This window comes from Klebsiella sp. KPN54798 (assembly GCF_021184225.1).
Classification (GTDB): domain Bacteria; phylum Pseudomonadota; class Gammaproteobacteria; order Enterobacterales; family Enterobacteriaceae; genus Klebsiella; species Klebsiella pneumoniae.
In genome coordinates, this window is sequence record NZ_CP089234.1 from 1,528,542 (window position 1) to 1,551,935 (window position 23,394).

Annotated in this window: 15 protein-coding genes; 6 read left to right on the forward strand and 9 right to left on the reverse strand. The window is 58.3% G+C overall.

Going from position 1 to position 23,394, the window contains the following annotated elements; genetic code table 11:
• The first annotated feature begins 34 nt into the window (after positions 1 to 34).
• Positions 35 to 1,324, forward strand: coding sequence for an MFS transporter (locus LPQ25_RS07595; protein WP_014907170.1), 1,290 nt, complete (start codon positions 35 to 37; stop codon positions 1,322 to 1,324).
• A gap of 14 nt (positions 1,325 to 1,338) precedes the next feature.
• Entirely contained in the window at positions 1,339 to 2,142 is an 804-nt protein-coding gene (gene yfaU / locus LPQ25_RS07600) for a 2-keto-3-deoxy-L-rhamnonate aldolase (RefSeq protein WP_004899554.1), read from the forward strand.
• Between the two features lie 21 nt (positions 2,143 to 2,163).
• Here the strand turns inward: yfaU and glpC are convergent, their stop codons facing one another.
• From glpC to glpA, 3 genes are read right to left on the reverse strand one after another with little or no spacing between them, the layout of a single operon-like run.
• On the reverse strand, positions 2,164 to 3,342 hold the full coding sequence (gene glpC, locus LPQ25_RS07605) for an anaerobic glycerol-3-phosphate dehydrogenase subunit GlpC (RefSeq protein ID WP_002913041.1): 1,179 nt from the start codon (positions 3,340 to 3,342) through the stop codon (positions 2,164 to 2,166).
• A complete protein-coding gene (glpB, locus tag LPQ25_RS07610; RefSeq protein WP_040169764.1) occupies positions 3,339 to 4,598 on the reverse strand; it encodes a glycerol-3-phosphate dehydrogenase subunit GlpB in 1,260 nt (419 codons plus the stop codon). The genes glpC and glpB overlap by 4 nt, the downstream gene beginning before the upstream one ends.
• Positions 4,588 to 6,210, reverse strand: coding sequence for an anaerobic glycerol-3-phosphate dehydrogenase subunit A (gene glpA / locus LPQ25_RS07615; RefSeq protein WP_004214634.1), 1,623 nt, complete (start codon positions 6,208 to 6,210; stop codon positions 4,588 to 4,590). The genes glpB and glpA overlap by 11 nt, the downstream gene beginning before the upstream one ends.
• A 271-nt stretch (positions 6,211 to 6,481) precedes the next feature.
• Between glpA and glpT the strand changes: the two genes are divergently transcribed.
• Both glpT and glpQ read left to right on the forward strand, forming a co-directional pair.
• Complete coding sequence (gene glpT / locus LPQ25_RS07620) at positions 6,482 to 7,828, forward strand: glycerol-3-phosphate transporter (protein ID WP_002913019.1); 1,347 nt, start codon at positions 6,482 to 6,484, stop codon at positions 7,826 to 7,828.
• 9 nt (positions 7,829 to 7,837) lie between these two features.
• Positions 7,838 to 8,908 (forward strand): glycerophosphodiester phosphodiesterase, encoded by a 1,071-nt coding sequence (gene glpQ, locus LPQ25_RS07625; protein ID WP_014907172.1) that lies wholly within the window; start codon positions 7,838 to 7,840, stop codon positions 8,906 to 8,908.
• A gap of 461 nt (positions 8,909 to 9,369) precedes the next feature.
• On the opposite strand, the gene yfaE is transcribed toward glpQ, so the two are convergent.
• The 4 genes from yfaE to ubiG form a co-directional block, all read right to left on the reverse strand.
• Positions 9,370 to 9,624, reverse strand: coding sequence for a class I ribonucleotide reductase maintenance protein YfaE (gene yfaE, locus LPQ25_RS07630; protein WP_002913017.1), 255 nt, complete (start codon positions 9,622 to 9,624; stop codon positions 9,370 to 9,372).
• Positions 9,624 to 10,754: a class Ia ribonucleoside-diphosphate reductase subunit beta gene (gene nrdB, locus LPQ25_RS07635; protein WP_004140835.1), complete on the reverse strand. Its 1,131-nt coding sequence runs from the start codon at positions 10,752 to 10,754 to the stop codon at positions 9,624 to 9,626. Before nrdB ends, yfaE begins: the two co-directional genes overlap by 1 nt.
• 101 nt (positions 10,755 to 10,855) lie before the next feature.
• Positions 10,856 to 13,141 carry a class 1a ribonucleoside-diphosphate reductase subunit alpha gene (gene nrdA, locus LPQ25_RS07640; RefSeq protein ID WP_009307388.1) on the reverse strand — a complete coding sequence of 762 codons (2,286 nt, stop codon included), beginning with the start codon at positions 13,139 to 13,141 and terminating at the stop codon, positions 10,856 to 10,858.
• Positions 13,142 to 13,484: 343 nt separating this feature from the next.
• Positions 13,485 to 14,213, reverse strand: coding sequence for a bifunctional 2-polyprenyl-6-hydroxyphenol methylase/3-demethylubiquinol 3-O-methyltransferase UbiG (gene ubiG, locus LPQ25_RS07645; protein WP_002913014.1), 729 nt, complete (start codon positions 14,211 to 14,213; stop codon positions 13,485 to 13,487).
• 146 nt (positions 14,214 to 14,359) lie between these two features.
• Here ubiG and gyrA point away from each other — a divergent pair, with 146 nt between their 5' ends.
• Positions 14,360 to 16,993, forward strand: a complete 2,634-nt coding sequence (gene gyrA / locus LPQ25_RS07650; protein WP_004140833.1) for a DNA topoisomerase (ATP-hydrolyzing) subunit A — start codon at positions 14,360 to 14,362, stop codon at positions 16,991 to 16,993.
• A gap of 131 nt (positions 16,994 to 17,124) precedes the next feature.
• Positions 17,125 to 19,965 (forward strand): two-component system sensor histidine kinase RcsC, encoded by a 2,841-nt coding sequence (gene rcsC / locus LPQ25_RS07655; RefSeq protein WP_004180704.1) that lies wholly within the window; start codon positions 17,125 to 17,127, stop codon positions 19,963 to 19,965.
• Positions 19,966 to 20,010: 45 nt separating this feature from the next.
• Here the strand turns inward: rcsC and rcsB are convergent, their stop codons facing one another.
• The gene (gene rcsB, locus LPQ25_RS07660; RefSeq protein ID WP_002913007.1) at positions 20,011 to 20,661 is read right to left on the reverse strand and encodes a response regulator transcription factor RcsB; all 651 of its coding nucleotides are present in this window, start codon (positions 20,659 to 20,661) and stop codon (positions 20,011 to 20,013) included.
• Positions 20,662 to 20,676: 15 nt separating this feature from the next.
• Positions 20,677 to 23,334, reverse strand: coding sequence for a phosphotransferase RcsD (rcsD, locus tag LPQ25_RS07665; protein ID WP_014907174.1), 2,658 nt, complete (start codon positions 23,332 to 23,334; stop codon positions 20,677 to 20,679).
• Between the last annotated feature and the right edge of the window lie 60 nt (positions 23,335 to 23,394).

Sequence of the window (23,394 nt, forward strand, 5' to 3'; positions counted from 1 at the left end):
GGCCGCCCGGCGGCCCGCGCCTGAGGATATTATGATGAGCAACACTCTGCTGGAGAGCGTGGTGAAGAAAAACCGCGCCCGCTTAATCCCCTTTATGCTGGCGCTGTACGTGCTGGCGTTTCTTGACCGTTCTAATATCGGTTTCGCCAAAGAGACCTACCAGCTGGATACCGGACTCAGCAATGAGGCCTACGCGCTGGGGGCCGGTATCTTCTTTGTGGTCTATGCCTTCCTCTGGGTGCCGGCCAATCTGCTGATGCGCAAATTTGGCGCCAGGCGATGGATCGGCTGCACCACGCTGCTGTGGGGCGTGCTGTCGGCGGCGATGGCGTGGGCGGATACGGAAGCGAAATTCCTGCTGGTACGTACCCTGCTGGGCGCGGCGGAGGCGGGCTTCTTTCCCGGAATGATCTACCTCACTTCACAGTGGTTTCCCCAGCAAAACCGCGCCAGCATTATGGGGCTGTTTTATATGGGCGCGCCGCTGGCCCTGACGCTGGGATCGCCTTTATCCGGTGCGCTGCTGGAGATGCATGGATTTATGGGCCATCCCGGCTGGTTCTGGATGTTTGTCATTGAAGGCCTGCTCGCCGTCGCCGCGGGAGCGTTCACCTTCTTCTGGCTGGACGATTCGCCGCAGCATGCCCGCTTCCTGAGCGCAGCGGAGAAACAGTCGCTGATAAGCGAGCTGGCGCGCGAGGAGGAGAAAAAGATTGCCTCGCGCCTGTCCGATGCGCTGCGTAACGGGCGGGTCTGGCAGCTGGCGCTGATTTATCTGACCATTCAGGTGGCGGTCTATGGTCTGATTTTCTTCCTGCCCACCCAGGTTGCTGCGCTGCTGGGCACCAAAGTCGGCTTTGTTGCCTCGGTGGTGACGGCCATCCCGTGGGTGGCGGCGCTGTTTGGCACCTGGCTTATCCCTCGCTACTCCGATCGCACCGGCGAGCGGCGCAATATTGCCGCCCTGACGCTGCTGGCGGCGGCGGTCGGGATTGCGGTGTCCGGACTGGTGGCGCCGGTGCTGGCTATCATCGCGCTGTGCGTGGCGGCGGTCGGGGTGATCGCCGTGCAGCCGGTCTTCTGGACGATGCCGACGCAGCTGCTGTCCGGCACGGCGCTGGCCGCAGGGATTGGCTTTGTTAACCTGTTTGGCGCCATCGGTGGTTTTCTGGCGCCGATCGTGCGCGTGCAGGCCGAAACGTTGTTCGCCAGCAGCGCCGCCGGACTGTTAACCCTGGCCGGCGTCGCCATTGTCGGGGTGGTCATTATCTTTTCATTGAGCCTTACCCGCGCGGTACCCCAGCGCGGCAGCGTACAGCATTGAATAAAGGAATCGCTATGAACGCACTGTTATCTAACCCCTTCAAACGGGGATTATTACGCGGTGAGACGCAAATCGGCCTGTGGCTGAGCTCCACCTCATCCTACATGGCGGAGATCGCTGCGACGTCGGGATACGACTGGCTGCTGATCGACGGCGAGCATGCCCCGAACACCATTCAGGACCTTTATCATCAGCTGCAGGCGATTGCCCCCTATGCCAGCCAGCCGGTCATTCGCCCGGTCGAGGGCAACCGCAGCCTGATAAAACAGGTGCTGGATATTGGCGCCAGAACCTTGCTGGTGCCGATGGTCGATACCGCCGAGCAGGCTCGGGAGGTGGTCTCAGCGACCCGTTATCCCCCCATCGGGAGCCGCGGCGTTGGCGCCGGCGTGGCGAGAGCGGCGCGCTGGGGAAGGGTGGAGAATTATATGGCGGAGGCAAATGACGAACTTTGTCTGCTGATTCAGGTCGAGAGCCGAACCGCGCTGGAGAACCTGGACGCTATTCTCGAGGTGGACGGCATTGACGGGGTGTTCATCGGTCCGGCGGATCTCTCCGCCTCGCTGGGCTACCCGGACGATGCCGGTCACCCTGACGTGCAGCGGGTGATCGAGCAGAGCATCCGGCGCATTCGCGCGGCGGGGAAAGCGGCCGGATTTCTGGCGGTCGACCCGGCGATGGCGGAAAAATGTCTTGCCTGGGGGGCCAACTTTGTCGCCGTCGGGGTGGATACCATGCTGTATACCCAGGCGCTGGACCGCCGGCTGGCGATGTTTAAATCTGACAGCGCCCAGCCGCAAGAGAAAACGAGCTATTGACGGCACAGGCTGGCGCTGGGCTCAGACGAGCGCCTGCGCCAGCACCGTCAGCGGATGCTCGCAGCGTTTGCTGGTGGACATCTCAATCTGCCATTTGCAGGTCTCGCAGTCGGTGACGACGAGGTCGGCCCCGCTCTCCTCAATCTGACGGAACAGCGGGGCGCCGATAGCCTGGGATACCGCGTAATTCTCAGTTTTAAACCCGTAGGTGCCTGCGATGCCGCAGCACTGTGAATCCAGCACCTCCAGCTGCAGGCCGGGGATCAGCCGCAGCAGCTCGAGGGTATACAGCGACCAGCCCATCTTTTCCATATGACACGGGGTGTGATAGACCACCTTCAGCGGCAGCGGGCGCAGCGGTAGCGTCCTGCCGGCAGCCAGCTGTTTCCAGATCCAGCGGGTGGCAAGCTCGACCCGATCGCGAAGATCGCTGTTATCGACATCGAGGAGATGGGGGTATTCATCACGTAGCGTAAAGGCGCAGGTCGAGGAGGTGGCAATGATCGGTAGCGTGTTTTCCCGCATCGCGGCGACGTTGCTCTGCGCCTGCTTACGCGCCTTGTCGAAAAAACCGTTGGCGATGAGCGGTACGCCGCAGCATTTTTCTTTTGATAACAACTGCACCCCGGTACCCAGCGCGTTGACGACGCGAATGAGATCTTTACCTAGCTGCGGATGGTTATAGTTGACGTAGCAGCCGTGAAAGAAAGCCACCTGTTCGCTGTATTGCTTCTGACGGGCGGCGAGCTGGCGGTAAGCGCGGCGGAAGGTGCCGAAACCATATTTCGGCAGCGTACGCCGGTGATCGATGTTGAGCGTCGCGTCGAGCAGACGGCGCACCGGTTTTAAGCCGGTGGCGGCGTTGACCAGGGGGGCAAAGGGGGTGGAAAGGGTACCCATCAGGTCGGTATGGCTGAGGATGGCGTCGCGCAGGGTCGGCTTTTGCTGGCCGTACTGTGCCCGGGCGCGTTGAATTATATCGCCAATTTTCACATCCGACGGGCAGGCGACCTCGCAGCGCTTGCAGTTAATGCAGTACTTCAGCGCCTCGTCGTACAGCGCGCCATCCTTCAGACGCAGGCGTTCGCCGTCCGGCCCCGCTTGTTTCGGGCCGGGATAGCGCGGATTGACCCGACTTACCGGGCAGGTGGTGGTACAGACCGTGCACTTAATGCAGCTTTCAAAACGGGTATCGTTCATGGCCGGCCTCCGGCAAGGGCGTGGATCTGTCTGGCGGCGTGCAGCGCGGTAACGGCGCAGACGCCGCCGCCACAGCCGAGCTGAATGGCATCGAACCCGCCGAGCAATGAGCCGATGGCGAACAGATTATGGAACGGCTGCCCGCCCAGCAGGGGGCGCAGCAGGGCATCGGTTTTCACGCCGAAGCGCTGCCACGGTTGTGAGGCGAAGAAATCGCGCTGGTACCAGCTTTCCCGTGGCAGGGTCTGGTGAAGGTCGAGGCCGAGGATCGGCTCGCGCACGCTATCGCGAGTGGCGACAAGACCGTTGCTGAAAAAGCTGCCGCTGGCCAGCACGGTAAAGCGCGGACGCAGCGCAATATCGCCGTGATTGCGCGTCCAGACCGCCTCGACGGCGTCCTGTCGATGGCTGATTTTCACCACCTCATCGCCTGCGAGCCAGGCGCCGCCCTCGCGAATGAACTGGCGTTGCAGCTGAGAATGCAAACGCATCCCGGGAACCGAAGGCGGCAGCGTCGGCAGCAGACGCAGCGGGCAGGGTAGACGCGCCTGCAGCCAGTGGTACAGGCGATCGTCGGCGAGGCCAAAACAGGCGGGCATGATCAGCAGGTCATACTGCTGCGCCAGCGGTAGCAGCGCTGCATGCAGGGCCGGCCACATATTCTCATCATCCAGGACGCGGGCGATATTGGCGGCGCGAAACTCGGTCGGGTTGTCACGCAGCACATCCAGCAGCGGTAACTCGATTTCCACCGCCGCGGCGGTAACTCCGTGTTGACCGAGCGCGGCGGCGGCGAGATGCGGCTGAAAATCAGCAAAGCCGCTGATCCCCACCAGACAGGCGCCCTGCGACGGCAGGGGCGCGACAGGCACCTCAAGGGGCGACAGCCATGCCGGGCGCAACGTCCCCAGCGGCGTTACCCGCCGGTGCGGCCGGCGCGCATCGCCCTGCATCACCGCGCCGCAGGCGGCCAGCAGGGCTTCGGTCTGCGTCGCGTATTCGAGCACCGCCTCGGCGCCGAGCCGGGAATAAGGATGTTCAGGAAGCTCTTCAGCGAGCTGCTGCAGACCTTGTGCGACGTCAGTGACGTTATCGCCGTTGGGCAGCGCCGAGAGCAGGTCTAACGACGCGGAGGAAAAATGCAGCGCGCTCTGCCCGCGGCTGATGATGACGCTGCGCAGGCCGTGCTGATTCAGGGCCAGCCCGCACAGCAGGCCGGCGAGCCCGCCGCCGATAATCGCGCAATCAAACTTCATCCCGGTGCTCCTGTGGCAATCCGCACAGGCCGAGGTAGACCCAGCGGGTGAATTCGCTTTCGCGCAGCGCATCGCCCCAGGCGATGGGCTGCACGCCCTTCCAGCGTTCATTGAGAAATTCCGAGAGCTGGGTTAACGACTGCGCGGGCGTGGTGACGTTAAAGCGCTGCAGCAGTCCGGCAGCGCGGCAGGCGCAGAGTTCCCCCTGACAGGTCCCCATGCCAATCCGGGTGCGGCGGCGCAGGTCGAGCAGGGTGTTGACCGCCAGGTTTTCCACCGCGTATTTCACTTCACCGGCAGTGACGGCTTCACATTCGCAGACCAGGCTACGGTGCTGGCGGCTGTCGCCAAGCCAGGACGGGGTGCGATCGCCGTGACGGTAGACGGCCGAGCCGCGCAGCGGGGTGGGGAGGGAGATAATCTTTTGCAGGGTACTTTCCGTTGGCTCCTGTGAACCGGGCAGCGGGGCTTCGGCCGTGGTACAGGGGGTGGTGTTTCCCAGCTTACGACAGACGGCGTCGGTGGCCCACTCGGCCATCAGGCGATAGGTCATCAGCTTGCCGCCGGTGATAGTAATGAAGCCTTCCATACCGTCACGCTGGGCATGGTCGAGCAGGACGATGCCGCGGCTGACGCCGCGCCCGCTGGGATCGTTATCGCTGGCCACCAGCGGGCGGACGCCGGAGTAGGCGCGGAGGATCCGGGTGCGGCCCATGACCGGCGCCAGCTTTTCCCCTTCGCGCAGCAGGGTATCGACCTCCGCCGCTGTTACCCGGTTGTCGTCAATTTCGTCATAAGGAATATGCATTGAGGTAGTGCCGATCAGCGAGATGGTATCGCCGGGCACCAGAATATCGGCGTCGGCCGGCTTACGGCAGCGGTTGATCACCAGGTTGTTAATCCGATGATCGAGGATCAGCAGCGATCCCTTCGCCGGGAACATGGTGATGCGCAGGTCGGCATATTCCGCAATACGCTGTCCCCAGATCCCGGCGGCGTTAACCACCATCCCGGCGTACAGAGTGCGGGCCTGGTGAAGTTGGCGGTCGTATACCTGGACGCCGCAGACGCGATCGCCCCGGCGCAGCAGGCCTGTTACTTCGCAGCCGGTAAGGATCTGCGCGCCGTGTTCGCGGGCGTCGAGCATATTGGCCGCGGTGAGGCGAAACGGGTCGATGGTACCGTCCGGGACCTGCACCGCGCCCAGCAGCGTCGGGTTGACGGCGGGCTCCCGGCGCAGCGCTTCCTGCGGCGAGAGCGGCGTGGCCTCTATGCCAGCCTGCTGACAGGCGTCGATAAAGGTTTGCTGCCATGCCAGGTCATCTTCAGGCAGGGTGATAAACAGCCCATTGGTCGGTTCAATACAGTGGCGGGCGATGCGGCGCAGGATGCGGTTCTCACTGATGCATTCGCGGGCGGATTCGTTGTCGGTCACCGCGTAGCGGGCGCCGCTGTGCAGCAGTCCATGATTCCGGCCGGTCGCCCCGGTGGCGATATCATGGCGCTCAATGAGCAGCGTTCGTAATCCGCGCCGGGCGCAGTCGCGGGCGATACCGGCGCCGGTTGCGCCGCCGCCGATGATAATGACCTCGCTATCAAGACGTCCCGTCATCTTCAGCTCCTCTGCTTTCGTTTAACGCCATTTAGCCACAATTAGTAAGGTTATTGTTTGATTTCGAGCATATTCGCGCGTTATTTGAGCGTGTTATGTGATTTCGTGCTCACATTGGAACGTTTTGTCATATTTCTGTAACAAATTGTGCGATGTTTCACAGTATCAACTCAAGGTATTGCCTACCATCGCGACCATATTTGAAGTTGGTGATTAATCTGGGATTTTGTCGTGACGTCAGTAGAAAACAGCAAGGGCCACGGAGGCTGATATGTTAAGTATTTTTAAACCCGCCGCGCATAAAGCGCGTTTGCCAGCAGCGGAGATTGACCCGCTATATCGCCGATTACGCTGGCAGATTTTTATTGGCATCTTTTTTGGTTATGCCGCCTACTATTTGGTTCGTAAGAACTTTGCCCTGGCGATGCCTTATCTTATCGAGCAGGGGTTCTCTCGTGGCGACCTCGGCTTCGCCCTTTCCGGTATCTCCATCGCCTATGGATTTTCGAAATTCATCATGGGATCGGTCTCTGACCGCTCGAATCCGCGCATTTTCCTGCCGGCTGGCTTGATCCTCGCCGCGCTGGTGATGCTGGTGATGGGCTTCGTGCCGTGGGCGACGTCCAGCATCATGATAATGTTCGTGCTGCTGTTCCTCTGCGGCTGGTTCCAGGGGATGGGCTGGCCGCCGTGCGGCCGGACCATGGTGCACTGGTGGTCGCAGAAAGAGCGCGGCGGGATTGTCTCGGTGTGGAACTGCGCGCATAACGTCGGCGGCGGCATTCCGCCGCTGCTGTTCCTGTTAGGGATGGCGTGGTTTAACGACTGGCACGCGGCGCTGTATATGCCGGCATTCGGCGCCATTCTGCTGGCGATTTTCGCCTTCGCAATGATGCGCGACACCCCGCAGTCCTGCGGTCTGCCGCCGATTGAAGAATATAAAAACGACTACCCGGACGATTACAGCGAAAAGCACGAAGAAGAGCTGACGGCGAAGCAGATCTTTATGCAGTACATTCTGCCGAACAAGCTGCTGTGGTACATCGCTATCGCTAACGTCTTCGTTTATCTGCTGCGCTACGGCATTCTCGACTGGTCGCCGACCTACCTGAAAGAAGTTAAACACTTCGCGCTGGATAAATCCTCCTGGGCCTATTTCCTGTACGAGTACGCGGGGATCCCGGGCACGCTGCTGTGCGGTTGGATGTCGGACAAAGTGTTTAAAGGCAACCGCGGCGCCACCGGCGTGTTCTTTATGACCCTGGTGACCATCGCCACTGTCGTTTACTGGCTGAACCCGCCGGGTAATCCGGGCGTCGATATGGCCTGTATGATCATCATTGGCTTCCTGATCTACGGCCCGGTGATGCTGATTGGTCTGCATGCCCTCGAGTTGGCGCCGAAAAAAGCCGCCGGGACCGCCGCGGGCTTCACCGGCCTGTTCGGCTATCTTGGCGGTTCCGTGGCCGCGAGCGCTATCGTCGGCTACACCGTCGATTTCTTCGGCTGGGACGGCGGCTTTATGGTGATGATCGGCGGCAGCGTGCTGGCGGTTATCCTGCTGGTTATCGTGATGCTCGGTGAACGTCGCCATCACCAACAGCTGAAACAAGCCTAAGGAGCGGCGATGAAAATGAAACTTACCGCGCTGATGAGCGGAATGATTCTGTCCAGTTCGGCGCTGTGCTTCAGTGCGACAGCGGCTGATAAAATGGTCATCGCCCACCGCGGCGCCAGCGGGTATCTGCCGGAACATACCCTGCCGGCGAAAGCGATGGCTTACGCTCAGGGGGCGGATTACCTTGAGCAAGACCTGGTGATGACCAAAGACGACCGGCTGGTGGTGTTACACGACCACTATCTCGATCGGGTGACTGACGTTGCGCAGCGTTTCCCGCAGCGGGCGCGTAAAGATGGCCGTTTCTACGCCATCGACTTTACCCTGGACGAGATTAAGTCGCTGAAGTTCACCGAAGGTTTTGAGCCGAAAAATGGTAAGAACGTGCAAACCTATCCCGGGCGATTCCCGATGGGCAAATCCGATTTCCGTATTCATACCTTTGAAGAGGAGATTGAGTTTGTCCAGGGGCTGAACCATTCAACCGGCAAAAACATCGGTATCTACCCGGAAATCAAAGCGCCGTGGTTCCACCACCAGGAAGGCAAAGATATTGCCGCCAGCACATTGAAGGTGCTGAAGGAATATGGCTATACCAGCAAGCAGGATAAGGTTTATCTGCAGTGCTTTGACGCCAACGAGCTCAAACGCATTAAAAATGAGCTGGAGCCGAAGATGGGGATGGATCTCAATCTGGTGCAGCTCATCGCCTATACCGACTGGAATGAAACCCAGCAGAAACAGGCCGATGGTAAGTGGGTGAACTACAGCTATGACTGGATGTTCAAGCCAGGGGCGATGGCGCAGATTGCGCAGTACGCGGACGGTATCGGCCCGGATTACCATATGCTGGTAGCGGAAGGCTCGAAGCCGGGGGCGGTGAAGCTGACGGCGATGGTGAAAGAGGCGCATGCCAGCCATCTGCAGGTGCATCCGTACACCGTGCGCGCGGATCAGTTGCCGGAGTACGCGACTAACGTTAATCAGCTCTATGACGTGCTGTATAACCAGGCGGGCGTCGACGGCTTATTTACCGATTTCCCGGATAAAGCGGTGCAGTTCCTGGACGCGAAACACTAAAAAGCCGGGTGGCGGCTACGCCTTACCCGGCGTACGAACTGCGGTTTTGTTGACACTGTTCTCGGCGTGCAACGATTTCGACCCGGGAATAACGTTTGTTCTATGTTATTTCCTGGAAGATTGCGCTCCCGATATTTCTTCTGCGTTATGCCTTTCATAGCGCAGGGAGCGCACAGGGGAGGCCAGTCGCCGCCTCCCCTGTACCCCGGGCTCCGGCCAGCAAAATCGCCGCTGCGCAGTCCCTTCGACTTATCCCTGCAGGCTTCGGGTCGGGCCGAGGTAGCGTCCATGCAAAACACGGCCCTCAGTCCCGCATCCATGCGGGCTGCCCCGGCCTTCCGGGAACGTCTCAGCGATTTTGAGGCCGTCAACACCGGCAGTTTCAGCAGCCCAGGGCGGCAGTGCGTAAACGGCCGGTCCTGGAACAGTAGGTCAGGTAAGCGTAGCGCCACCTGACAAGACTACATCTCGATCTCAATATCGCCTTTCGCCCGGCAGCAGCAGGGCAAAATTTCTCCTGGCTGGATAAAGGCCAGCGGCTCGGTCAGCCAGTCAACCTGGCCGGAGACCAGACGCGTGCGGCAGGAGCCGCAGTAGCCTTCGCGGCACTGATATTCGACGTCGATATTATGCGACTCCAGCGCCGCCAGCAGGGAAGGGTGTTCATCCTGACACTCAAGGCGAGTGTCAGAGATTTTCAGGAAGATCCGCTTCATTACAGCTGGAAGTTGCTCAGATCGTCGGCATCGACTTCAGAATCGATCTGGCCGACGAGATAAGAACTGACTTCCACTTCCTGCGGCGCCACCTGAACGTTGTCGGAGACCAGCCAGGTGTTGATCCATGGGATCGGGTTGGAGCGGGTCTGGAACGGCAGATCGAGGCCCACCGCCTGCATGCGGATATTGGTGATGTACTCGACGTACTGGCAGAGAATATCTTTATTCAGGCCGATCATCGAGCCGTCGCGGAACAGGTAGTCCGCCCACTCTTTCTCCTGCTGCGCCGCCAGCACGAACAGGTCATAGCACTCCTGCTTGCACTCTTCGGCGATTTCCGCCATTTCCGGATCGTCGCTGCCGGAGCGCAGCAGGTTCAGCATATGCTGGGTGCCGGTCAGGTGCAGCGCTTCATCGCGGGCGATCAGGCGGATAATTTTGGCGTTGCCTTCCATCAGTTTGCGTTCGGCGAAAGCGAAGGAGCAGGCGAAGCTGACGTAGAAGCGGATCGCTTCCAGGGCATTAACGCTCATCAGGCACAGATAGAGTTTCTTTTTCAGCTCGCGCAGATTCACGGTCACGGTCTTGCCGTTGACGGTGTGGGTGCCTTCGCCCAGCAGATGCCAGTAGCTGGTCATCTCGATCAGCGAATCGTAATAGTGAGAGATGCCTTCCGCACGTTTCTGGATCTGCTCGTTGGTGACGATGTCGTCGAACACGGTCGCCGGGTCGTTGACGATGTTGCGGATGATGTGAGTGTACGAACGCGAGTGAATGGTCTCGGAGAAGGCCCAGGTTTCTACCCAGGTCTCCAGTTCCGGGATGGAGATCAGCGGCAGCAGCGCCACATTCGGGCTACGGCCCTGGATGGAGTCGAGCAGCGTCTGGTACTTCAGGTTGCTGATGAAAATATGTTTTTCATGTTCCGGCAGCGCCTGGTAGTCGATGCGATCGCGGGAAACGTCAACCTCTTCCGGGCGCCAGAAGAAGGAGAGCTGCTTTTCAATCAGCTTTTCAAAGATGTCGTATTTTTGCTGATCGTAGCGGGCCACGTTAACCGGCTGGCCAAAAAACATAGGTTCCAGCAGCTGATCGTTTTTCGTCTGTGAAAAAGTGGTGTATGCCATTGAAGTGAGTCCTGTTGAACTGTATTGCCCGGCAGGAATGGGTTGGCCGGGCCTACACAAACGTAGGCCGGGTAAGCGTAGCGTTACCCGGCAAAAATACCTTAGATCTTACAAGCGCCGCTTTCGCAGCCGTCGTCCTGGATGGACGGGGCCAGGTCATCCTGGGCGTCTTCAGCGCCATCACGGGTGTTGTGATAGTACAGCGTTTTGACGCCGAATTTATAGGCGTTGAGCAGGTCTTTGAGCAACTGCTGCATCGGCACTTTTCCGGACGGGAAGCGCGTCGGATCGTAGTTAGTGTTGGCAGAGATCGACTGGTCGATAAACTTCTGCATGATACCCACCAGCTGCAGATAACCGTCGTTGTTCGGCATCTCCCACAGCAGCTCGTAGGCGTTCTGCAGGTTTTCGTAATCCGGCACCACCTGGCGCAGGATACCGTCCTTGGACGCTTTGATACTCACGTGGCCGCGCGGCGGCTCAATGCCGTTGGTGGCGTTGGAGATCTGCGACGAGGTCTCGGACGGCATCAGCGCGGAGAGCGTGGAGTTGCGCAGGCCGTGGGTTTTAATGGATTCGCGCAATGCTTCCCAGTCGTAGTGCAGGGGTTCGCTGACGATGCCGTCCAGATCTTTCTTATAGGTATCGATCGGCAGGATGCCCTGCGCATAGGTGGTTTCGTTGAACCACGGGCAGGCGCCTTGCTCGATAGCCAGCTCGTTAGAGGCCTTCAGCAGATAGTACTGAATCGCTTCGAACGTTTTGTGCGTCAGGTTGTTGGCGCTGCCGTCGGAGTAGCGTTTGCCATGCTTCGCCAGATAGTAAGCGAAGTTGATCACGCCGATACCCAGCGTACGACGCCCCATCGCACCGCGTTTAGCCGCCGGGATGGGGTAATCCTGATAGTCGAGCAGCGCATCCAGAGCACGCACCGCCAGCACCGCCAGCTCTTCCAGCTCGTCGAGGCTGTCGATAGCCCCGAGGTTGAAGGCCGACAGGGTGCACAGCGCGATTTCGCCGTTTTCGTCGTTGACATCTTCCAGCGGTTTGGTCGGCAGAGCAATCTCCAGGCACAGGTTAGACTGACGCACCGGGGCGACTACCGGATCGAACGGGCTGTGGGTGTTGCAGTGGTCTACGTTCTGGATATAGATGCGGCCGGTAGAGGCGCGCTCCTGCATCATCAGCGAGAACAGCTCAACGGCTTTAATACGCTGCTTACGAATGGTGTCGTCCTGCTCGTACTGGGTGTACAGGCGCTCAAACTCGTCCTGATCGGCGAAGAAGGCGTCATACAGGCCCGGGACGTCGGAAGGGCTGAACAGGGTAATATCGCCGCCCTTCAGCAGACGGGTGTACATCAGCTTGTTGATCTGTACCCCGTAGTCCATGTGACGAACGCGGTTGGCGTCGGTACCACGGTTGTTTTTCAGCACCAGCAGGCTTTCCACTTCCAGATGCCACATTGGGTAGAAGAGGGTTGCCGCGCCGCCGCGTACGCCGCCCTGCGAGCAGGATTTCACCGCGGTCTGGAAATGCTTGTAGAACGGAATGCAGCCGGTGTGGAAGGCTTCGCCGCCGCGGATCGGGCTGCCCAGCGCGCGAATGCGCCCGGCGTTGATGCCGATGCCGGCGCGCTGGGAAACGTATTTCACAATCGCGCTGGAGGTGGCGTTGATGGAATCCAGGCTGTCGCCGCACTCGATCAGCACGCAGGAGCTGAACTGACGGGTTGGGGTACGCACGCCGGACATGATCGGCGTCGGCAGCGAGATTTTAAAGGTGGACACCGCGTCGTAGAAACGCTTGATATAGTCCAGACGCGTTTCGCGCGGATAGTTCGAGAACAGGCAAGCGGCGACCAGAATATAGAGGAACTGCGCGCTCTCATAAATTTCGCCGGTGACGCGGTTTTGTACCAGATACTTGCCTTCCAGCTGCTTAACGGCTGCGTAGGAGAAGTTCATGTCGCGCCAGTGGTCGAGGAAACCGTCCATCTGCTGGAACTCTTCTTCCGTGTAGTCTTCCAGCAGATGATGATCGTATTTACCTTTCTCGACCATCTTCACCACGTGATCGTAGAGCGCCGGCGGCTCAAACTGACCGAAGGCTTTTTTACGCAAATGGAAAATCGCCAGACGCGCGGCGAGGTACTGGTAATCCGGTGCGTCGCGGGAGATCAGATCCGCAGCGGCTTTAATAATGGTTTCGTGGATGTCCGCGGTTTTGATGCCGTCATAGAACTGGATATGGGAGCGCAGCTCTACCTGGGAAATCGAAACGTTATTCAGTCCTTCTGCCGCCCAATCCAGTACGCGATGGATTTTGTCGAGATTGATGCGCTCGGTGGTCCCGTCGCGCTTTGTCACCAGCAGACTCTGATTCATGTGGATTTTACCTGTCCGTGAAAGAAAATATCCCCGTTTATCCACAGAAGGCCGTTGTGACTAACTCTGTGGATAAATACTATATGTAGGGGGTTGTCGATAAAAGAAACGCTATATGGTGAGTATTTTAGTAAGGAATCTTTTGAGTACAAGGGTTGATTTTGACGTTAAATTGAGGTTGCGGAAGGGTAATAATCCGCAAGTCCACGTCGCATAAGGCCTGGAGAAGAAGTCAATAAAACAGAAAAAAAAATGAAAATTTGATCGAGTGCTGATTTCTTCATCGGAAGAAATAATCACGCGGCTTGATGCCGCGCAATCATCATAAGCGGAGGTGCTGACCTCAGTCCTGCTTGGCGGTTGTATGCAACATATAGTTAACATCAACCCCCGGCGCTAACTTGAAGGTATTGGTCAGCGGATTGTAATGCAGACCGATGATATGCTGCTCTTTCAGAGTAGTCTGATCTACCCAGCCCAGCAGCTCGGCCGGCTTGATAAACTTCTTCACATCATGAGTGCCTTTGGGCACCATCTTCATGACATATTCCGCCCCGACTACCGCCATCAGCCAGGCCTTGCCGTTGCGGTTGATGGTGGAGAAGAAGACCTGGCCGCCGGGCTTCACTAACCGCGCGCAGGCGTGTACCACCGACTGCGGGTCGGGGACGTGCTCCAGCATCTCCATGCAGGTCACGACGTCATACTGCTGCGGGTGCTTCGCGGCATGTTCCTCAACTGTTTCCTGAACATAGTCTACCTGAATACCGCTCTCCAGGGCGTGCAGCCTGGCGACCTGCAGCGGTTCGGCCCCCATGTCCAGCCCGGTGACCGTCGCGCCTTCGCGCGCCATGCTCTCGGCGAGGATGCCGCCGCCGCAGCCGACATCGAGGACTTTTTTACCGAACAGGCCGCCGGAGCGTTCGGCAATATAGCCCAGCCGCAGCGGGTTGATGCGGTGGAGCGGTTTGAACTCGCCCTCCAGATCCCACCAGCGCGAGGCGACGGCTTCGAATTTGGCGATTTCAGCATGATCGACGTTAGGGGCTACCGACGTTTTTTCGGCATTCATGGGCGCTTTTACTCCTTTTCTGTTCAGACCTGCGAGTATATCAGCAGCGCGCCATGAATAAACCGTATTGCTTTACCTCTATTAGCGCGGCTGTGTTATAATTTGCGACCTTTGAATCCGGGATACAGTAGAGGGATAGCGGTTAGATGAGCGACCTTGCGAGAGAAATTACACCGGTCAACATTGAGGAAGAGCTTAAGAACTCTTATCTGGATTATGCGATGTCGGTCATTGTTGGCCGTGCGCTGCCGGATGTCCGAGATGGCCTGAAGCCGGTACACCGTCGCGTACTTTACGCCATGAACGTATTGGGCAATGACTGGAACAAAGCCTATAAAAAATCAGCCCGTGTCGTTGGTGACGTAATCGGTAAATACCACCCGCACGGCGACTCCGCGGTATACGACACCATCGTGCGTATGGCGCAGCCGTTCTCGCTGCGTTACATGCTGGTGGACGGCCAGGGTAACTTTGGTTCCATCGACGGCGACTCCGCCGCGGCGATGCGTTATACCGAAATTCGTCTGGCGAAAATCGCTCATGAGCTGATGGCCGATCTTGAAAAAGAGACGGTCGATTTCGTCGACAACTATGACGGTACGGAGCGTATTCCGGACGTCATGCCGACCAAAATTCCTAACCTGCTGGTGAACGGCGCCTCCGGGATCGCCGTAGGGATGGCCACCAACATACCGCCGCATAACCTGACGGAAGTGATTAACGGCTGTCTGGCGTATGTTGACGATGAAGACATCAGCATTGAAGGGCTGATGGCGCATATTCCTGGCCCTGATTTCCCGACCGCCGCCATTATCAATGGCCGTCGCGGCATCGAAGAGGCCTACCGCACCGGTCGCGGTAAAGTGTACATCCGCGCGCGCGCGGAAGTGGAAGTGGACGCGAAATCCGGCCGCGAAACCATCATCGTGCACGAAATTCCGTATCAGGTGAACAAAGCGCGCCTGATCGAGAAAATCGCCGAGCTGGTCAAAGAAAAACGCGTGGAAGGCATCAGCGCGCTGCGTGACGAGTCTGATAAAGACGGGATGCGCATCGTGATTGAAGTGAAGCGCGATGCGGTAGGGGAAGTGGTGCTTAACAACCTCTATTCCCAGACCCAGCTGCAGGTCTCCTTCGGCATCAACATGGTAGCTCTGCACCATGGTCAGCCGAAGATCATGAACCTGAAGGACATTATCGCCGCGTTTGTACGCCACCGCCGTGAAGTGGTGACCCGTCGTACGATTTTCGAACTGCGCAAAGCGCGCGACCGGGCGCATATCCTCGAAGCGCTGGCCGTTGCGCTGGCCAACATCGACCCGATTATCGAACTGATCCGTCGCGCGCCGACCCCGGCAGAAGCGAAAACGGCGCTGGTTGCCCAGGCGTGGGATCTCGGTAACGTTGCGGCGATGCTGGAGCGCGCCGGGGATGACGCCGCGCGTCCGGAATGGCTGGAGCCAGAGTTCGGCGTACGCGACGGTAAATACTACCTGACCGAGCAGCAGGCTCAGGCGATTCTGGATCTGCGTCTGCAGAAACTGACCGGCCTTGAGCATGAAAAACTGCTCGACGAATATAAAGAGCTGCTGGAGCAGATCGCGGAGCTGCTGCACATTCTCGGCAGCGCCGACCGTCTGATGGAAGTGATTCGCGAAGAGCTGGAGCTGATCCGCGACCAGTTCGGCGACGAACGTCGTACCGAAATCACCGCCAACAGCGCTGATATTAACATCGAAGATCTGATCAACCAGGAAGATGTGGTGGTCACCCTGTCGCATCAGGGGTATGTGAAGTATCAGCCGCTGACCGACTACGAAGCACAGCGTCGTGGCGGTAAAGGCAAATCGGCAGCGCGCATTAAAGAAGAAGACTTTATCGACCGTCTGCTGGTGGCCAACACCCATGACACCATCCTCTGCTTCTCAAGCCGCGGCCGTCTGTACTGGATGAAGGTCTATCAGCTGCCGGAAGCCAGCCGCGGCGCGCGCGGTCGGCCGATCGTCAACCTGCTGCCGCTGGAAGCCGATGAGCGCATCACCGCCATCCTGCCGGTCCGCGAGTACGAAGAGGGCGTCAACGTCTTTATGGCCACCGCTAGCGGTACCGTGAAGAAAACCGCGCTGACCGAGTTCAGCCGTCCGCGTTCCGCTGGTATCATCGCGGTCAACCTGAACGAAGGCGATGAGCTGATCGGCGTCGATCTGACCTCTGGTCAGGATGAAGTGATGCTGTTCTCCGCGGCCGGTAAGGTTGTACGCTTCAAAGAAGACGCCGTTCGCGCCATGGGCCGTACCGCCACCGGCGTACGCGGTATTAAGCTTGCGGAAAACGACAGCGTCGTCTCGCTGATTATTCCACGCGGCGAAGGCGCGATCCTGACGGTGACGCAAAACGGTTACGGTAAACGTACCGCGGCGGCGGAGTATCCGACCAAGTCGCGTGCCACCCAGGGCGTTATTTCGATCAAAGTCACCGAGCGTAACGGTTCCGTGGTCGGCGCCGTGCAGGTGGATGACTGCGATCAGATCATGATGATCACCGACGCCGGGACGCTGGTGCGTACCCGCGTTTCCGAAGTGAGCATCGTGGGCCGTAACACCCAGGGCGTGATCCTCATCCGCACCGCGGAAGATGAAAACGTGGTGGGTCTGCAGCGCGTGGCTGAGCCGGTGGATGATGAAGAGCTGGATGCCATCGACGGTAGCGCGGCGGAAGGCGATGACGATATCGCCCCGGAAGCGGATACCGATGACGACATCGCCGAAGACGAAGAATAATCGTCCGAGGTAAATGTTCTGGAAGGGCCGGGTATTTTCCCGGCCCTTTTTGCATTAACATTGCGGCAAAGCCGGTTTACCGCTACCTTAACCGCATTCTGTTGAGTCCCTGACGGCCGAGCATCGCCACATTGAAATATCTTGCCTCTTTTCATACAACCCTGAAGGTTTCACGTTATCTGTTCAGAGCGCTGGCGGTATTGCTGTGGCTGCTTATTGCGTTTGTCTCTGTGTTTTATATCGTCAACGCGCTGCACGAGCGGGAAGCCGAAATCCATCAGGAGCTTAATCTCAACGCCGATCAGGCCCAGCGCTATATCCAGCGTACCGCGGATGTAATGAAAGAGCTGAAGTATGTCGCCGGTAACCGCTTGTCGGCAGGGGACGCGATAGCGCAAGGGCAAAACGGCGATATGGCGGTGCCCAACTTTGAACCCCTGTACCCCGATTCCGACTGCAGCGCGATGAGCGCCACCTGGCGTAATTCGCTGCAGTCGCTGGCATGGTTTATGCGCTACTGGCGGGATAATTTTACTGCCGCCTACGACCTTAACCGCATCTTTCTCATCGGCAGCGATAACCTCTGCATGGCCAACTTTGGCCTGCGGGACGTGCCGATTGAGCGCGATCAGGCGCTGAAAGTCCTGCATCAGCGCATAGAGCAATATCGCAACGCGCCGCAAAACGAGCGCGGCAACAACCTGTTCTGGATAAGCCAGGGCGTTCGCCCCGGGGTGGGCTATTTTTACGCCCTGACGCCGGTCTATATGGCCAATCGCCTGCAGGCGATGCTGGGCGTGGAGCAGACCATCCGCATGGAAAGCTTCTTTACGCCGGGCAGCCTGCCGATGAGCGTGACGATCTTTGACGATAACGGGCAGCCGCTGATTTCGCTGGCCGGTGCGGAAGGTAAAATCCAGAGCGAAGCGAAGTGGATGCAGGAGCGGATGTGGTTTGGCTACAGTTCGGGTTTCCGCGAGCTGGTGCTGAAAAAAAGCCTCTCGCCGTCCTCCCTGAGCATCGTCTATTCCGTCTCGGTAGATCAGGTGCTGGAGCGGATCCGTATGCTGATCATCAATGCTATCGTTCTTAATATTCTCAGCGGCGCGATGCTGTTCGCGCTGGCGCGGATGTATGAGCGGCGCATTTTTATCCCCGCGGAGAATGACGCCCAGCGCCTGGAAGAGCACGAGCAGTTCAACCGCAAAATTGTGGCTTCTGCCCCGGTAGGGATCTGTATTCTGCGCACTGCCGACGGGACCAATATTCTCAGTAATGAACTGGCGCACAACTACCTGAACATGCTGACCCACGAGGACCGCCAGCGGCTGACGCAGATCATCTGCGGCCAGCAGGTCAATTTTGTCGACGTGCTGACCAGCAACCATACCAACCTGCAGATTAGCTTTGTTCATTCACGCTATCGCAATGAAAACGTCGCCATTTGCGTGCTGGTGGACGTTTCCGCCCGCGTGAAAATGGAGGAGTCGCTGCAGGAGATGGCCCAGGCGGCGGAGCAGGCCAGCCAGTCGAAATCGATGTTCCTGGCGACGGTTAGCCATGAGCTGCGTACCCCGCTGTATGGCATCATCGGTAACCTCGATCTGCTGCAGACCAAAGCGTTGCCGAAAGGCGTCGATCGCCTTGTGACGGCGATGAACAACTCCTCCAGCCTGCTGCTGAAAATCATCAGCGATATTCTTGATTTCTCGAAAATCGAGTCCGAGCAGTTGAAGATCGAGCCGCGGGAGTTCTCTCCGCGTGAAGTCATGAACCATATCTCCGCTAACTATCTGCCGTTGGTGGTGCGTAAGCAGCTGGGCCTGTACTGCTTTATCGAGCCGGACGTTCCGGAACAAATGTCCGGCGACCCGATGCGCCTGCAGCAGGTGATCTCAAATCTGCTCAGCAATGCGATAAAGTTCACCGATACCGGCTGTATTGTCCTGCACGTCCAGTGCGCGGGGGATTATCTGCAGATTAGCGTTCGCGACACCGGAGAGGGGATCCCGGCGAAAGAGGTATTGCGCCTCTTCGATCCTTTCTTCCAGGTGGGGACCGGCGTGCAGCGCAATTTTCAGGGCACCGGCCTTGGCCTGGCGATCTGTGAAAAACTGATCAGCATGATGGATGGCGATATTGCTGTCGAAACCGAGCCGGGGATGGGTAGCCGCTTTACCATCCGTATTCCTCTGTATGGCGTGCAGAATACCTCACCGGTGAGCAGAGACGGTTTCGCTGGCAAGACCTGCTGGCTGGCGATTCATAACACTTCGCTGGCGATGTTCGTCACCTCGCTGCTCAGCTACCACGGCCTGACGGTCCGCCGCCATGCCGGCGAAACGCCGGACGCCGAGGATGTCTTACTCACTGACGATGAGGCGCTGAGCGGATGGCAGGGAAGGGCCATGGTCATCTTCTGTCGCCGTCATATCGGTATTCCGCAGGAGCGGTCCGCCGGCGAATGGCTGCACAGCGTGACGACTCCCCACGAACTGCTGCCGCTGCTGGGGCGTATTTTCCATGTTGCGCTCGCCAGTGCGGAAAATAGCCCGGCGCTGATGGCCCCGGAGGCGCAGGCCGGCAATAACGACGACATGATGATCCTCGTGGTCGACGATCACCCGATCAACCGCCGCCTGCTGGCGGATCAGCTGGGTTCGCTCGGCTACCAGTGCGTGACCGCGAACGACGGGATCGACGCGCTCAACGTCCTCAGCAAGCAGCACATCGATATCGTGCTCAGCGACGTCAACATGCCTAATATGGATGGTTATCGCCTGACGCAGCGCATTCGTCAGCTTGGCCTGACGCTGCCGGTGATTGGCGTAACGGCCAATGCCCTGGCGGAAGAGAAGCAGCGCTGTCTGGAATCGGGGATGGACAGTTGTCTGTCCAAGCCGGTCACCCTCGACGTACTGAAGCAAACGCTGACGGTATATGCGGCGCGGGTGCGTAAAGGGCGGGAATAATGGGGAGCTCCGTCTCGCCGGGGCGAGACGGAGAGGGCGAAGAGATTACTCTTTGTCCGTCGCGCTCAGCGAGACGGAAGAGAGGTAGTTCAGCAAGGCGATGTCGTTTTCGACGCCCAGCTTCATCATCGCCGATTTCTTCTGGCTGCTGATGGTTTTAATGCTGCGATTAAGCTTTTTGGCGATCTCGGTTACCAGGAAACCTTCGGCGAACAGGCGCAGTACTTCGCTCTCTTTCGGCGACAGGCGTTTATCGCCATAGCCGCTGGCGCTGATTTTTTCCAGCAGGCGAGAGACGCTTTCCGGGGTGAATTTCTTCCCTTTCTGCAGCGCGGCCAGCGCTTTTGGCAGGTCGGTCGGCGCCCCCTGCTTGAGGACGATCCCTTCGATATCCAGATCCAGCACCGCGCTGAGGATCGCCGGATTGTTGTTCATGGTCAGAACAATGATCGACAGATCCGGGAAGTGGCGCTTGATGTATTTAATCAGCGTGATCCCGTCGCCGTATTTGTCACCGGGCATGGACAGATCGGTGATCAGCACATGGGCGTCCAGCTTCGGAAGATTGTTGATAAGGGCCGTGGAGTCTTCAAACTCGCCAACGACGTTCACCCACTCAATTTGCTCAAGTGACTTACGAATACCGAACAGTACGATCGGATGGTCATCGGCAATAATTACGTTCATAGTGTTCATGTATAAGGCTACCTTCTACAGCAAGCTCTTGACGTAAGCGTCAATGTCGCTGATATATTTTTCTATGCCTTGCGCATCCTTTTCGCGAATCAGATGCTCAAGCGTTTCACATAACTGCTTGCCGGGTATCAGATTAAGCATAGCAAATGCCCCTTTGAGGCGGTGGGCGGTTTGCGCCAGAGCAGCAAAATCGCCCGCTTCGATTTCAGTATACAATCTCTGAACATCATCCGGTACCGTATCGGCAAACAGTGCGTAATAGCCGCTGGCATGGAGTTCGGCGTTACTCTCGTTTCCTGAGGTGACGGGCTGAACCGCCTCCTCCGCCAGCTGCTGCTCAATAAGCTGCAGGATAGCCTCCTGCATCGCCGTGCTAATATTAAAGTTGACCCGCAGTTGGCCCGGGCCGATCTTGCGTATCCCGACCTCATCATCGCTTAAAAGCAAGCCTGAAGCAGTAAGATTAGACGGATTATCCGTTAAATAAAGATCAAAGGCTTGACTGGTCGCCCGATCGTCCGGTGTGATGCAGGACGCTCCCCAGCTCTCCAGCTGGCGAGTGACAATCCGCCGCACTTCGCTGGAAGTCACATCCAGCAGGACGATAACGTCATCCAGCAAATGCTCTCCCGCCTCTGGCGCCTCTTCGCTAGCCGGCATTTTCAGATGCAGGGTATAGCGCGTCCCCAGCGACTCCCGGGCTTTAATGGTCAATTGCCCGCCCAGCTTGCGCGTCATGCGGTCGCATAGCCAGAAGGTAAGGGCGTTTGCTTTGCCGTACAGGTCGCTCTGGGTCTCGTTGAGATACGGGAAGTGCATATTGTCGATCTCGTTTGCCGAGACGCCGTTGCCGGTATCCAGAATGCGGAAGGTCAGGCGATCGCTGGCCGACTCATCCTGACAGACGTCGAGGGTGATCTTGCCGATAGGCGTGGTGGTCACTGAATACTGGATTAACAGCACCAGCGTGCGCCGCAGAGCTTCACGGTCGCCATAGCGCTGCTCGCCGGCCGGGAGCGCATTGTTGATGAGCAGCTGCAGACCCTTGCGTTTCATCGCCGGCAGCACTTCCGGCACGACGTCGTCAATAAGCTCCTGCACCGAGAACAACGTCTGGTTGGTTTTCCAGGCATCGCTTTCCAGCAGATTGGCGAGCTGAATGTCATCGATGAGTTTGACCAGCTCATCGGCATGCTGGGCCAGCGTCCGATTCTCTGTACTACTGAGCGCCGCCGCCTCTGCCGCCAGCGTCAGCGCGGGCTGCTTCAGGGCGCTGCCGATGTGCTGCATAAAGGCGGCCCGTCCCTGCTGGTTTTTCTCATACAAGCGCTGGGCCTGCTTGAGCTTTTTATTAACCAGCACTTCGCGGTCCTGATCACGGATGATCAGGATCTGGGTGCGCGGCGCTACCTGGCTGCGATACTGGCGGATTTCATACTGCTCATTATTGACGGTGGCCTGGATCACCCCCTGGTGCTGGTCCGCCATATTGGTGATGTTCTGCAGATTCAGGTGCGGAAGCAGATGGTCGGCAATTGGATTGCTGATAACCGTTCGGTTGGCTTCCTGATCGTGAACGAGCAGCCCCAGCGGCAGCAGAGAAACAATCTCTTCGTTAATGGCGCGCAGCAGACGCAGTTCGCTGTTGGCGGCGGAGGGGAGCCCGGCGCCAGACGAATGGCTGCGTCCTTTATAGTGGCGAAAGGTGGTAAAACCAAACAGCGCCAGCGCCAGCAGACCAATGTTGAGCAGCAGCGGCAGAAGAATGTTCTGCATGGACTCCAGCAGCATGGTGCTCATTGGTACCGTCCACAGCAACTGCATACCGGTGGTGATGATGTCGGTGGCGATGTCAATCTGCATGCCGTTAAAGGTGATCCCGATATGATCGGCGCTCTCTTTATCCGGCGTGGTGGCGAGATTTTGCGACGGGTCAGGCTCGATACGGAAGCTGTCGATGGTCATGCCGGGCGGGATCAGATCGTTAATCGGCAGATCGAAGGCGACCACCGTGGCAAGGTGTCCGGGCTGGTTGAAGGTGGTGCGTAACGTAAAATAGTGCGCGTTCTGCCAGGCGAGATGGCGCAGCGGCGAGAACGTCTCGCGCTCATCAAGGGTATTAGCCTGCAGCAGCATTTCCGCGCGCCGCGACTCCACGACGCTGCTGATCGTTGACTCTTTGAAGCTCGAAGAGAGGTCCTTCAACGGCAGGGTGGAGACCAGGATCAGACTATTGTCCAGGCCGTTGAGATAGTACATCGACCACGGAATGGTCTCCGCGCCCCACAAAATATCGAGATAATCGGACATTTTCTGCGTCATTTCGAGGGTGGAGCTGTCATGGGAGCCAAAGATCAGGGCTTCGGTTTTACGCCGGGGTTTCTCCAGGTAGTAAACGTCCTGTTTTAAACGCGTCTCCTGCAGACCGCCGCTTGCGGTGTTGACTGAGGTGGCGGCGATATTGTCGTAGATCTGCCAGGTGGCATAGCGCCAGGCGTCAATGCGCTGGTGCAGAGCGTGGGAGACATCAACCACCTGATAGCTTTTCTCCTTCAGCCAGGCATTGACGGCGCTTTGGATCATCACCCCCATTGTCGCCAGCAGGACAATAACCATCAAAATGAAGAAGCGGCTGATGTTGCCGGGGATCAGGGAGAATTTTTTCGGGGTCATCTTGTGGCTGAACGACTCATCATTGTTTGTAAACAGGATGTAGCGCCAGAGTAACTGGCA

What these genes read in the sequence shown, in the direction of transcription:
- LPQ25_RS07595 (WP_014907170.1), top strand. Translation starts at nt 35, where the DNA reads ATGAGCAACACTCTGCTGGAGAGCGTGGTGAAGAAAAACCGCGCCCGC.
- yfaU (WP_004899554.1), top strand. Translation starts at nt 1,339, where the DNA reads ATGAACGCACTGTTATCTAACCCCTTCAAACGGGGATTATTACGCGGT.
- glpC (WP_002913041.1), bottom strand. Translation starts at nt 3,342, where the DNA reads ATGAACGATACCCGTTTTGAAAGCTGCATTAAGTGCACGGTCTGTACC.
- glpB (WP_040169764.1), bottom strand. Translation starts at nt 4,598, where the DNA reads ATGAAGTTTGATTGCGCGATTATCGGCGGCGGGCTCGCCGGCCTGCTG.
- glpA (WP_004214634.1), bottom strand. Translation starts at nt 6,210, where the DNA reads ATGACGGGACGTCTTGATAGCGAGGTCATTATCATCGGCGGCGGCGCA.
- glpT (WP_002913019.1), top strand. Translation starts at nt 6,482, where the DNA reads ATGTTAAGTATTTTTAAACCCGCCGCGCATAAAGCGCGTTTGCCAGCA.
- glpQ (WP_014907172.1), top strand. Translation starts at nt 7,838, where the DNA reads ATGAAAATGAAACTTACCGCGCTGATGAGCGGAATGATTCTGTCCAGT.
- yfaE (WP_002913017.1), bottom strand. Translation starts at nt 9,624, where the DNA reads ATGAAGCGGATCTTCCTGAAAATCTCTGACACTCGCCTTGAGTGTCAG.
- nrdB (WP_004140835.1), bottom strand. Translation starts at nt 10,754, where the DNA reads ATGGCATACACCACTTTTTCACAGACGAAAAACGATCAGCTGCTGGAA.
- nrdA (WP_009307388.1), bottom strand. Translation starts at nt 13,141, where the DNA reads ATGAATCAGAGTCTGCTGGTGACAAAGCGCGACGGGACCACCGAGCGC.
- ubiG (WP_002913014.1), bottom strand. Translation starts at nt 14,213, where the DNA reads ATGAATGCCGAAAAAACGTCGGTAGCCCCTAACGTCGATCATGCTGAA.
- gyrA (WP_004140833.1), top strand. Translation starts at nt 14,360, where the DNA reads ATGAGCGACCTTGCGAGAGAAATTACACCGGTCAACATTGAGGAAGAG.
- rcsB (WP_002913007.1), bottom strand. Translation starts at nt 20,661, where the DNA reads ATGAACACTATGAACGTAATTATTGCCGATGACCATCCGATCGTACTG.
- rcsD (WP_014907174.1), bottom strand. Translation starts at nt 23,334, where the DNA reads ATGACCCCGAAAAAATTCTCCCTGATCCCCGGCAACATCAGCCGCTTC.